Annotated in this window: 14 protein-coding genes; 9 read left to right on the top strand and 5 right to left on the bottom strand. The window is 46.3% G+C overall.

The window, feature by feature from the left end; all coding sequences use genetic code 11:
* Window positions 1-44 precede the first annotated feature (44 nt).
* Window positions 45-761 carry a heme oxygenase (biliverdin-producing) gene (locus tag ACMUEV_RS21975; RefSeq protein ID WP_190647320.1) on the bottom strand — a complete coding sequence of 239 codons (717 nt, stop codon included), beginning with the start codon at window positions 759-761 and terminating at the stop codon, window positions 45-47.
* 288 nt (window positions 762-1,049) lie between these two features.
* On the opposite strand from ACMUEV_RS21975, the gene ACMUEV_RS21970 reads away from it, so the two are divergent.
* The 7 genes from ACMUEV_RS21970 to ACMUEV_RS21940 all read left to right on the top strand — a co-directional run bounded on the left by ACMUEV_RS21970 (window position 1,050) and on the right by ACMUEV_RS21940 (window position 6,084).
* Window positions 1,050-1,664, top strand: coding sequence for a TVP38/TMEM64 family protein (locus ACMUEV_RS21970; RefSeq protein ID WP_190647319.1), 615 nt, complete (start codon window positions 1,050-1,052; stop codon window positions 1,662-1,664).
* Window positions 1,661-2,710 carry an FAD-dependent oxidoreductase gene (locus ACMUEV_RS21965; protein WP_242044211.1) on the top strand — a complete coding sequence of 350 codons (1,050 nt, stop codon included), beginning with the start codon at window positions 1,661-1,663 and terminating at the stop codon, window positions 2,708-2,710. The genes ACMUEV_RS21970 and ACMUEV_RS21965 overlap by 4 nt, the downstream gene beginning before the upstream one ends.
* Window positions 2,662-3,153 (top strand): hypothetical protein, encoded by a 492-nt coding sequence (locus ACMUEV_RS21960; RefSeq protein ID WP_242044210.1) that lies wholly within the window; start codon window positions 2,662-2,664, stop codon window positions 3,151-3,153. Before ACMUEV_RS21965 ends, ACMUEV_RS21960 begins: the two co-directional genes overlap by 49 nt.
* Window positions 3,154-3,226: 73 nt before the next feature.
* Complete coding sequence (locus ACMUEV_RS21955) at window positions 3,227-4,084, top strand: metallophosphoesterase (protein WP_190647317.1); 858 nt, start codon at window positions 3,227-3,229, stop codon at window positions 4,082-4,084.
* A gap of 83 nt (window positions 4,085-4,167) precedes the next feature.
* Window positions 4,168-5,196, top strand: a complete 1,029-nt coding sequence (locus ACMUEV_RS21950) for a two-component system response regulator (RefSeq protein WP_051077780.1) — start codon at window positions 4,168-4,170, stop codon at window positions 5,194-5,196.
* 137 nt (window positions 5,197-5,333) lie between these two features.
* Entirely contained in the window at window positions 5,334-5,531 is a 198-nt protein-coding gene (locus ACMUEV_RS21945; protein ID WP_017287095.1) for a hypothetical protein, read from the top strand.
* A 64-nt stretch (window positions 5,532-5,595) separates the two neighbouring features.
* The gene (locus tag ACMUEV_RS21940) at window positions 5,596-6,084 is read left to right on the top strand and encodes a Tic20 family protein (RefSeq protein WP_017287096.1); all 489 of its coding nucleotides are present in this window, start codon (window positions 5,596-5,598) and stop codon (window positions 6,082-6,084) included.
* Here the strand turns inward: ACMUEV_RS21940 and ACMUEV_RS21935 are convergent.
* On the bottom strand, window positions 6,081-6,878 hold the full coding sequence (locus ACMUEV_RS21935; RefSeq protein ID WP_190647315.1) for a fumarylacetoacetate hydrolase family protein: 798 nt from the start codon (window positions 6,876-6,878) through the stop codon (window positions 6,081-6,083). The two genes, ACMUEV_RS21940 and ACMUEV_RS21935, sit on opposite strands and share 4 nt — an antisense overlap.
* A 189-nt stretch (window positions 6,879-7,067) precedes the next feature.
* Between ACMUEV_RS21935 and rpsF the strand changes: the two genes are divergently transcribed.
* Together rpsF and ACMUEV_RS21925 are read left to right on the top strand one after the other, a co-directional pair.
* Entirely contained in the window at window positions 7,068-7,382 is a 315-nt protein-coding gene (gene rpsF / locus ACMUEV_RS21930) for a 30S ribosomal protein S6 (protein ID WP_017287098.1), read from the top strand.
* A 228-nt stretch (window positions 7,383-7,610) separates the two neighbouring features.
* On the top strand, window positions 7,611-10,160 hold the full coding sequence (locus tag ACMUEV_RS21925) for an amino acid permease (protein WP_190647313.1): 2,550 nt from the start codon (window positions 7,611-7,613) through the stop codon (window positions 10,158-10,160).
* Window positions 10,161-10,178: 18 nt separating this feature from the next.
* Here the strand turns inward: ACMUEV_RS21925 and ACMUEV_RS21920 are convergent, their stop codons facing one another.
* From ACMUEV_RS21920 to ACMUEV_RS21910, 3 genes are read right to left on the bottom strand one after another with little or no spacing between them, the layout of a single operon-like run.
* Window positions 10,179-10,964: a class I SAM-dependent methyltransferase gene (locus ACMUEV_RS21920; protein WP_190647311.1), complete on the bottom strand. Its 786-nt coding sequence runs from the start codon at window positions 10,962-10,964 to the stop codon at window positions 10,179-10,181.
* A 16-nt stretch (window positions 10,965-10,980) separates the two neighbouring features.
* Window positions 10,981-11,493, bottom strand: coding sequence for a DUF4279 domain-containing protein (locus ACMUEV_RS21915; RefSeq protein WP_190647310.1), 513 nt, complete (start codon window positions 11,491-11,493; stop codon window positions 10,981-10,983).
* Window positions 11,494-11,517: 24 nt separating this feature from the next.
* On the bottom strand, window positions 11,518-11,733 hold the full coding sequence (locus tag ACMUEV_RS21910) for a polymorphic toxin type 33 domain-containing protein (RefSeq protein WP_190647308.1): 216 nt from the start codon (window positions 11,731-11,733) through the stop codon (window positions 11,518-11,520).
* Window position 11,734: the final 1 nt, after the last annotated feature.

Raw genomic sequence — 11,734 nt, 5'->3', positions numbered from 1 at the left:
ATTCAAAAAATGAGAATTTAATCTCAAGACTCGAATTATTCAGCCTATTCAGCCGTTGCCAACTCTGTGCTGCCGCGTGCGCGTCTGCGGGTCAACGCATTGAACAATGCTTGTCCAATTGCTTTGATCAGGTTGCCTTCTAGCTCTTTGAACATGTGCATGTTCATGCCAAACGCATCGTTTGCTTCTTCGACAATTCGATCAGCAGTTGCTTCATCAATATCCATCGAATCCAAACGTGCCCGATACTCTTTCTTGAAGGCTTTCTCATCAGAGATATGTTTGAACTCATAGAAGCTCGTGCCTTCGCCTTCTGTGAGATTCATGCCGTTTTGAGCAATTTTCTTGAGGATTTGACCACCCGACAAGTCGCCAATATAGCGCGTGTAAGAGTGAGCAATCAGCAACTCAGGATTGCTTTGTCCGACTTGATGAATTCGAGCGACATAGGACTGAGTGGCATCCGATGGAGCGACTTGATCGCGCCAGTTCTTACCGAAGTAGTAAGCAAGATCCTGTTCTAGCGTTTCTTTCCGTTCAAGCTCTGGGAAGTAGATTTTCGACAAGATCGGATGATCTTTGTGTCGGCGCATCTCTTCTTCCATTGCCGAATAGACAAAGTAAAAGTTTGCAACGAGCTTGCGATAAGATTCTTTCTCAACCGTTCCTTTCAAAAAGCACGCGATGAATCCGGTGTTTTCCGCCATCGTGTGAGCTTTCTTGGTTCCTTCGCGAAGTTTTGTTGCTAAATTACTGCTCATTCTAAACTTCCCAACACTGTAAATTTAAGTGATCTGCTGACGTGTCATTTTACAGATGATCCCAAGTTTTAGCTTAAGGGCTTGTATCCATTGCTGTGTAAGGCTTTGAATCAAGAACTTAATGGTGACCGTAGAAATCATCATGTTGCGCTATTTGTTAAGGTAATCCGTTTTGATGAGCGTTTTTATTACAAATTCTTACATCGGATGCAAGCTGCTCCTCGATACGAGATTCACGTTACTTTAATTTCAGCACTCTATTTTTTAGTCAATGCTACTTTTTAGTAAATGCTACAAGATGCCCTGACTTGGATTCAAAATCTTGGCGCGACAGGCGCGATCGTGTTCATCCTGCTCTATATGTGCGCTGCTGTTCTCTGGATTCCGGGAACGCTGCTCACGCTAGGGGCAGGGCTTGTCTATGGACTTTTTCTTGGTTCACTTTATGTAGCAATTGGGGCGACTTTAGGCGCGATCGCAGCTTTCCTAGTTGGGCGATATGTTGCTAGAGATTGGGTATCTCGACGCATTGAAGCGAATGCGAAGTGGAAAGCGATCGACCAAGCAGTTGCAAAAGAAGGATTGAAAATTGTTATCCTTACCCGATTGTCTCCCGTATTTCCATTCACGTTATTAAATTATGCGTTTGGTGTGACCCAAGTTTCATTAAAAGATTATGCGATCGGCTGTCTCGGTATGATTCCAGGCATCATCATGTATGTCTACATCGGCTCGCTTGCCGGAAATTTAGCAACATTAGGCAAAGCACCCTTGAGTTCAGAAGCACAACTAGCGCAATGGGGACTTCGAATCGTTGGGCTAATCGCTACAGTAGTCGTAACAGTCTATGTGACACGAATTGCGCGAAAAGCGTTGCAAGATAGCGGGGTCGAAGATTCATGAGCCTGATTTCTCCTGATGATGTTCACAATCAACTCTTGGTTTCGCGGGTGCATCCGCCGGATTGGGTGAATCCGCAACCGAGCGATCGCTATGATTTGGTGGTTCTAGGCGCAGGAACGGCAGGTTTAGTCGTTGCAGCAGGAGCCGCCGGACTGGGGATCGGACTGAAAGTGGCGCTGATCGAAAAATATTTAATGGGCGGAGATTGCTTGAATGTCGGCTGTGTTCCGTCTAAATGCATGATTCGATCGTCGAGAGTCGTGGCTGAGATGCGAGATGCTCGATCGTTTGGTGTGATTCCTCCGGATACGATTGAAGTCGATTTTCCGGCTGTGATGGAACGAATGCGTCAATTGCGAGCAGGCATCAGTGAAAATGATTCAGCCGATCGATTTAAGAAATTAGGCGTGGATGTCTTTCTGGGTGAAGCGAGCTTTTTGGATCGCGATCGCATTCAAGTGAGCGATCGCGTTCTCAACTTCAAAAAAGCCGTGATTGCGACTGGAGCACGGGCGCGTGACCCTAAAATTTCAGGATTAGCAGAAGCAGGATATTTGACGAATGAAACAGTTTTTTCATTAACCGATCGTCCTCGTCGCTTGGCTGTGATTGGCGGCGGTGCAATTGGCTGTGAATTGGCACAGACCTTTCAGCGCTTAGGCTGTGAAGTGATGCTATTTCATAAACATGCTCGGTTACTCGATCGAGAAGATCCTGACGCTGCCGAACTGCTTCAGCAAGTTTTTCTCAAAGAAGGCATTCGCGTGATCTTGAATTGCAACATTGATCAAGTTAGATCTTCTACTGAAGGGAAAGTGATCGATGCAAACGGCGAGAGCTTTGTCGTCGATGAAATTCTTGTGGGTGCAGGTCGTGCCCCGAATGTAGAAGGATTGAATCTGGAAGCGGTGGGGGTGAACTACGATCGCAAAGGTGTCAAAGTCAACGACTTCTGCAAACGACCAATCCGCGCATCTATGCAGCAGGTGACATCTGTATGGATTGGAAATACACACATGCGGCAGATGCTGCGGCGCGGATTGTGATTAAAAACGCTTTGTTTTCACCGTTTGGGTTTGGTCGATCGAAACTCAGCAGTTTGACCATGCCTTGGGTCACTTACACCGATCCCGAAATTGCGCATGTCGGGATCTACGAAAGCGATGACGCTGAACTGATTAAAATCACCTTAGATAAGGTCGATCGTGCGATTGCCGATGGAGAAACCAACGGCTTCATCAAATTACTGCATCGAACAGGATCAGACGAAATTCTTGGAGCCACGATCGTCGCGCGTCATGCCGGAGAAATGATCAGCGAAATCACAACCGCGATCGTCGGGAAACGCGGACTCAACACCTTATCTACCGTCATTCATCCTTATCCCACTCAAGCCGAAATGATCAAAAAAGCCGCAGATGCCTACCGCCGAAAACTGCTCACTCCCACTAGCCGAAAACTCTTAGGACTGCTCACCAAATTTTCTTAAAGCGTTCATGAAGGCTTCACCGCTGACATCGGTTCAGAATTGTTAAGCTAGGAGCGCGCTATAGCCAGATGATATGCAGCCCCTATTCACCCAGTCGCTTAAGGTCGAAACCCTAAATTTCACGATCGACAACCTTCCCCCTCACCTGCATGGGATAACACTCGTTCAACTCTCTGACCTGCACTTTGACGGAGAGCGATTATCTGAAAAAATTCTGAATCAAGCGATCGAGATTACCAATCAAGCCGCAGCCGATTTCATCGTCATCACAGGCGACTTTGTGACTGATGATCCGCAGCCGATTTATGAACTTGTCCATTATTTGAAACAGTTAAAAGCTAGATCAGGAATTTATGGCATTTTGGGCAATCACGACTTATATCGCCGCGATAGTCAGCAAATTATCATTGATGCTCTAGCCAACATTCATATTCAAATTCTCTGGAATGAAATCGTTTATCCGGTTGGATCAGAACTTGCCCTAGTTGGACTCGCAGACTTTTGGTCGCCTGCCTACAAACAATCTAGCGAAGTCATGGATCAACTTCCTGCCGACTTGCCGCGCATTGTGCTCGCTCACAATCCCGACTGCGCCGAATCCCTACAAAAATGGCGAGTCGATCTGCAACTTTCAGGACATAGCCACGGTGGGCAAATCATCATTCCAGGCATTGTCAATATTTCAGCCTTTTGCGCCTATCTCTATCGCATCCTTCCCAAGAAAATCAAGTACAGAATTCCAGTTCTCGCTGCCTGTTACCGAGTTATGAAACATTGGGAATGGGTCAAAGGACTGCATCACATTGGCAAGAATCGACTTTATGTCAATCGTGGATTAGGAACTTACTTTCCAGGTCGATTGTTCTGTCCTCCCGAAGTGACGATCATCACGCTGAATGCTAGCGATTGTGATTCTCCATCCCCGCGCTGATCAATTTCCTCGGTTGCGTGACCATACTGGAAAAGGCAATTTAGTTTTGCCTCCTATTGTTCAGTGACTTAGGCGTTTCCCGTGTGAATGACCTAGACTTGGAGCGACCCACCATCTTGGTAGTAGACGATCATCCTTCGAGCCGGATGACCGCTGTAGCTTTGCTTTCTGTAGAAGGCTACGATGTCATTGAAGCAGAAAGCGGCGCGACTGCACTTGCACAACTTCAGCAAACGAATCCTGACCTGATTTTGCTCGATGTGATGATGCCAGGCATGGATGGGTATGAAGTGTGCCGTCGCCTCAAAGAAGATGAACTCACTCGTTTAACGCCAGTCGTCTTTATTACAGCATTAGACGATCGCCGATCGCGGCTCCGCGGCATCGAAGCCGGGGGCGACGACTTCTTGACCAAACCCTTTGATCAATTAGAACTCTCGGCACGAGTCAAATCGCTCGTGCATCAGAAACGCCTGAATGAAGATTTAGATCACGCAGAAAAAGTGTTGTTCTCAATTGCGAGAACCGTTGAAAGTCGCGATCCAAATACTGGAGATCACTGTGAAAGACTGGTGATGCTGGGAAAAGCATTCGGTGAATTTTTGGGATTAACGCGATCGCAAATTCGCGACTTGATGTGGGGTGGATATTTGCACGATATCGGCAAAGTAGGCATCCCCGATGCTGTGCTGCTGAAAACAGGACGACTCACTCCTGAAGAGTTTCAGATTATGAAACAGCATGTCCTGATCGGCGAAAAAATCTGTCAACCGCTGCGAACCATGCGCGGCGTTGTCCCGATCATTCGGCATCATCATGAACGTTGGGATGGGTCTGGCTATCCGGATGCCTTGAAAGGCGATGACATTCCTTTTTTGGCACAAGTGTTTCAAATCCTTGATATTTATGATGCGCTGACCAGCGAACGCCCCTATAAAAAAGCATTTTCACCTGAAGAAGCGTTGAGAATCATTGCAGAAGAAACAAGAAAAGGCTGGCGTAATCCAGATTTGATTGCAGAATTCAGCGATTTTATTCAAGCGATCGAACTGCAATTCAAGAGTGAACCGATTTGGTTTGAAAAATATGTCAAAGCAGTGAATCGTATCTGACAGTTAAGCTGTATCAGAATTACCTTACTTTTCAAAAAGCTTGTTCTAAAATAGGCTCAAGGGTCAAGTGTAGAGCGCTTTGAATGCGATCTGAAGATTCATGAAGTGTGTGATTTAATCATTCTTTTGGAGGCGCGATGTTAGTCATCCTAGCGGGCGAACAACTCCTTTCACCCCAGCAAGTTTGCCAGAACTGCTTAATGGCAGATCAAAGTGGACAACCCAGATGGCGGCAGGGTCAACTGCGTTGCGGGCAGGCAATTTTGAAACTGGGGGAAAAGACCCCAGATCAGTTTGAGTGCCAGATGGGATTTCGGGTGGCAAATATTGAATAAGGTGGAAGTGCGCTATTCTGGGCGTATCCCAATTCATCTGAATACGAACGAGGAGAACTGAGTTATGACGTGGCGCGGCTCTACAACGGTGTCTGATCGCATTTTTGCTTGTCTAGTGTATCTCTTACCCTTATTAGATGTAGTGGGCTTCGTTGGGCGGATCTTGCTGGCGACGGACTCGTTTCTCAGTCCACTGGTTGCGATCGTTGCCTTGCCGCTGGCTCCACTCCTCTCGATTTACACCGGATTCATTCCGTTAATTGTGTTCTTTGCGCTGTTCCTACTGGTGGTGCGCAACGAAAATGTGCCGCACTTTATCCGATTCAATACCATGCAAGCGATTCTGTTTGGAATTTTATTGAGTTTGGTCAGCATTATCTGGCAATTTGCACTATCCCCTATTTTTGGTATGGGCTTGTTGACGCAAACGCTATTCAACGCTGTCTTTTTAGGGATGATTGTGGCAGTCGGGTATTCGATCGTGCAATCTGCATTGGGACGTTATGCAGAAATTCCCACGATCTCAGATGCCGTCTATATGCAGGTGCGCTAATCCTGTAATTGGGCTTGGCGAACGGGTAAGCGTTCGCCAACCGTATTTTCTAAGAAGCCGATGCCTTCGATTTCAACCCGAACTCGATTGCCAATCTGCATGGCTCCCACACCTTCAGGAGTGCCCGTTAAAATCACATCTCCAGGGAGTAGGGTCATCACTTGGCTAATGTAGGAGACTAGGAAATCCGGTGAAAACACCATATTTCCGATCGAATCAGATTGAACGGGGGCTTCATTCAAAAAAGTTTGGATGCGCGCATCGGGATTAATGTCTCTGACAATCCAAGGACCTAAGGGGCAGAACGTATCGAAGCCTTTGGCTCGCGTCCACTGCCCATCTTTTTTTTGTAGATCTCGGGCAGTGACATCGTTTGCGATCGTATATCCCCAAATTTTACTGTGGGCTTGTTGAGGGGTGCAGTCTTTTGTGCGATCGCCAATCACTAGCGCTAATTCTCCTTCATAATCGACTCGCTCAGATTGCGGTGGATACAAAATCTCAGCGTCCAACGGAATGATGGTGGTGGTGGGTTTGAGGAATAAAAGCGGCTCTTGGGGCACAGGGGTTCCCATTTCAGCGGCATGACTGGCGTAGTTTTTGCCGACTGCAATAATTTTCGAGGGCGCACAGGGGGCAAGCAGCCGATATTCAGCGGCATTTAGTCGATGCTCTGTCAGTTGTCCTCGATGCCAAGGGGGAGCGTCTAAAACTTGAACAGTGCGATCGATTTGCAGTAAGCCGTAATAGATTTTGTCGTCAGGGGTTTGAACGCGGACATAACGCTGTGCCATAAGAAATTAATCGTATTTTGCTAGACCGGGGAATAGAGCGCGACGAATCATTCAGAAACTGGTATAGAATTGTAATTCCTTGCCCTTTCATTATTGGGGTTTCCCAACCTAAATCAAGCGATTTTTGTCTGATTGTTGGGCGATGCTGATCACTCGAAAGAGCCATTTAGACCATAAGGAGTCGATTTCATGAGCCAGTTGTACGAAACGATGTATATTTTGCGTCCTGACATCGGGGATGAAGCAGTCGATCAAGCGATCGAGAAGTATCAATCGATCTTGAAGGAAAACGGTGCGGAGATCATCGAAACTCAGCATCGGGGTAAGCGTCGCTTGGCTTACGAAATTGAAAGACAGCGCGAAGGTGTTTATATCCAAATGAATTTTAAGTCAGATGGAAGCCCGATTGCTCAAATGGAACGAGCAATGCGCTTGAGTAACGAAGTGATTCGCTATTTGACCGTGAAACAAGAAGAACCGAAAGCGGAAGCTGTCGAAGCTTAGGGCTAACCGCTAATTCATCAACATCTGGTGCAGTTGATTCAGCGCCAGATGTTTTGTTTTGAGGGTCTAGACTTCATACAAATCAATACACCTGATCAGAACCCAAAATCGCTCAACCTGATGGGGACTGATTTTAGTTTTCTCTGAGGAAATGTTAAGTTTTCCATCGATTATGAGCGGTGAGTTGGGAATGCTTGGAGGAGAAAGATTGCAGCCTAAAAGCCCTCTATGATATTCAGTTCCGAATCTTTTTCTCGGTGGAAGTTTGAGCCAATTTCAGCGAATCCTGGTTCGATCTTGCCTCCGATTCTGCCAAGAACGTTAACCTCGTTTGAAACTTTGGGATTCAGTTTAGGGGGAGTGCTGCTTTGGTTAGGAACTGCGCCAGCGATGCATGGAGCGCTTGGGATACAAGCTCTCTCAGTCTGGATCATCAGTACAATTGCAGGAGTGATGTTAAATCTGCAAGTGCGGCATCTGGGGCAAATCTATCCTGATGTTTCAGGTGGAACGCCGAACTATACGACTCGATTATTAAAGGCGTATCCAGCGATCGCTCAATATAGCGCAATCGGTTACTGGCTTGGATGGGTTTCCATTCCTCCGATGAATGCGATGATTTTGACGGATTTGATTCAGACAAATCTCGATCCCATCTCAATTCACATCCCAACGACTTTCTTCAGAGTTCTCTTTACGTTACTGCCCTACATCCTTGCGTTCAGCGGAACGAGAGCTTTGAGTATCCTGCACTCGTTTTTTGTGCTGCCTGCGATCGGACTGATCATTGCTTTTTGTGTGTTTGGATTCAGTTGGCTAACCTTCTTCGCGCACAACTCAACGATCGTGCCGATGCAAAGTGCAAGCTTTTCGCTGGAAGGTTGGATGAAATGGTATTTCATGGCAGTGTATGCCGTCTATGGGGCTGAAACGGGATCTTCATTTGTCGCAGATAGTCAGCGTCCTCGATCGACCTTGAATTTTATTGCAGGTGCTGCTGTTTTATTACCGCTTGTCTACATCGCTGGCTCTTGGATTATCAATCGTCTCAGTCCTACTGATGCCACCTCGACCTTTCTGGTTTTAGTGAATTCGGCGCAACCTTTTTGGGGAGATGCGGCTCCATTGCTGGTGACGATGTTAATTGCAAGTGGCGCTTTGCTGAGTTCTGCGACTGCTGTTTCTAATACGTCTCGAATTCTCTATCAGTTGGCACGCGATCGCTATATTGCTCCAGTTTTTGGGGTCGTTTCACAGCGAGGAGTATTTGCACCTGCACTTTCTCTAACTCTGCTGTTTAGCTTGATATGCCTGGTCTGGGGAAATGTCGATCGAATCATCATGATCACAGGCACGGGCTATCTGATTGCGATGATCGCGTTCCATCTGGGAATGTGGCATCAGCGTAAGAGTCCAGAGTCTCTTTGGGCAAAAGCATCGCTCTTTTTCTTGTGCATTGAAGTCACGGCACTGATTGTCGGTGGAATGGCTTGGAGTTGGCAAGATTTACTTCTCGGGCTGTCGCTTCCTTTCATCGTTCGATTGCTCAGTTGGGGAATGCAGCAAGTTAAGTTTGCTCCATTTCAGTCTGAATGGTGGTTTCGGCTCTATCAACCCAAATTGCTTTCGGAACAAACAGATTTCCTCTCAACTCAGGTGATTTCGCTCCTGGTCATCATTGCTATGACGACGAGTATTAGCTGGTGGGTGAGATCAACATTAGATAATGTAGCAGCAAGCATTCAGTCTTCTCTGCTGATTTTGGTGCTACTCGTGGTGGCATTCTTGGGAGTTGCGATCGCCTGTTGGAGTAGCTTACCGCAGGTTTTAGCCATTGATGAGGCGAGAGAAATTTCCGAGAAAACTCAGGCAGAACTTTCGATCAAAACTGAGAAGTTAGAATCGACTCTGCAAGATTTACAAAATGCTCAGTTACATATGGTGCAGAACGAAAAGATGTCTGCATTGGGACAAATGGTGGCAGGAGTAGCGCATGAGATCAACAATCCCGTGAATTTCATTCACGGTAATCTCTCCTACGTCAAAACTTCTACGCAAGACTTGCTCACTTTGGTTGAAACTTATCAGCAGACTTTTCCGAATCCCCCTGCTGTGATTCAGGATCAGTTAGATGAGATTGATCTGCCGTTTCTGACTGAAGATCTGACAAAGCTTTTGCAATCGATGCAAGTTGGGACGAACCGGATTCGGGAAATTGTTTTGTCGCTTCGCAACTTCTCCCGATTAGATGAAGCTGAATACAAAGCAGTCGATGTGCATGAAGGGATTGAGAATACGCTGCTGATTTTACGCCATCGGTTACAAGCTACGACAAAGCATCCAGCGATTCAAATTACTAGGGAATACGGTGATTTGCCACTGGTTGAATGCTACGCAGGGCAACTCAATCAGGTCGTCATGAATCTGTTGAGTAATGCGATCGATGCGTTAGAAGAGGTGAATCACGATCGAACCTATGAGGAGATTGAGAAGAATCCGAGTACGATTCGCATCCGGACGGAGGTGACTGAGAAAAACTTCGTCAAAATTATGATTGCGGACAATGGGCAAGGCGTTCCAGAAAGTGTACGGTCTTCTTTGTTTAATCCGTTTTTTACGACGAAACCTGTTGGAAAAGGAACCGGGTTAGGACTTTCAATTAGCTATCAAATCATTGCGGAGCGGCACAGAGGTAGGCTTTACTATGATTCAACGTTTGGAACGGGGACACAGTTTGTGATCGAAATTCCAGTGTTGCAACCTGATGTCTTGACATAACGCTCTGAAGTTGAGAGTTCAAGCGCGGTTAGCGATCACGTAGTAGATCAGTTCTTCGTGCCAAATACCTTGATCGGTGGCGAGTGATGCGATCGCACGATCGTAACTTGCTTTAATTTGCTCAAGGATTGCTGGGTCTACTTGAGGTAGCGGATTATCAATGTGCAGCCAGAATTTTCCGCTCCATCGGCTTTGGGCTTGTTCGACTGTCAGATATTTTCCAAGCTGGTGTGGATGGATTTCGATGGAATGAAAGCCGATCGATCCGAGTAAGTTCTGAATTCGCTCAGGGGTTCCAAGCAAGTAATGCAGGTTTGGCAGGGTGACACCATGAGCGGCACAGGATTCTACGATCGTATCTACAAGGTAGGAGTTCTCAGAGGAGCAGCTAAAAGCAATGAAGCCATTAGGTTTGAGAAAGTAATACCAGTTTTGCAAAATTTTGGAGATGTTGGGAAAAAGCACGATCGCAAACGAACAGTAGATGGCATCAAATTGCTCTGGTTCAGATTGGTAAGCTTCGACATCAATTTCAAGCAGTTGAATGTTAGTCAGTTGTTCTGCGGTAATTTTTTGTTGGGCGATTTTGAGAAGCTCTGTGGCAATGTCGATACCGACAACAGATTTGACCTGTTTGGCAGCAGCGATCGCAATGCTACCTGTTCCAGTCGCAACATCTAAGACAGAATAATCTGGATGCAATTGAGTGTAGTTGAGTAAACGGACTGCGCGACTGTGAGTGAGGTCATTATCATAGTTAGCTCTCGAATTGTAGAAATCAGCAACTTGCTGTTTATAGTTCATTGTAGGGATGTAAGATTTATGCTCCTCTGTGCAGCGACTTTAATTCATTTGATGCCGCTACTATTGACGCTTCCGAGGCTTGGTTCATTTCCGTTGAATGATTTCGTTGGGTCGCATTGAGTTCAGCATCATGATCTGGCAATACGTAAAGATCGACATCGATTTCTGCATTCAGTTGTAAAACAGCCTTGAGCAGTTCTCGATCGAAGTGAATTGCTGGACGCTCTCCAGATGTATAAATCACTCCACAAAATTCAGCTTCGTAAACTGAGCAAAGTTCAATCAGAGGTTGCCAGCCTTGTCGGAGTTGTTGCAGAATGACTCGGAAATGTTCGTCTAAATCGTCTGAAGCTTCTAAGTGCGATCGTAATTTCCAGCCGTTCTGCTTATACCGAATCTGCCCTTTTGGAGAAATCAACTCATCTTTAAGCCACGTTTTTGTTGGCTCAATTCCAACTTTCGACGTGATATCTTCAGGGTTCAAATCGATTCCTGTCAAGCTGAATTCCACATACACTTCAGAGTCCATTTTGATTCCTCCAAACAAAAGCAATCAGAAATCATTGATGTTCAATCCTGTTGGCTCGCCTATATCAAGTCCACCTTTGCGCTTGATATAGATGTTACCTACTTCATCTTTGTAGAGGTCAAGCTTACTTGCACCTCGCCCACCTTTGAGTTCGTGAACGTCAATTCCTGATTGCTTTAGTTTAGCAATCTCGCCACGGCTCAACAGCTTATCCTGCTGCCAGTCGCGTTCATTTGCCACG

This window comes from Leptolyngbya sp. FACHB-1624 (genome assembly GCF_047649235.1).
Classification (GTDB): Bacteria; Cyanobacteriota; Cyanobacteriia; order Leptolyngbyales; family Leptolyngbyaceae; genus Leptolyngbya; species Leptolyngbya boryana.
This window is presented reverse-complemented; position numbering and strand designations above follow the sequence as displayed.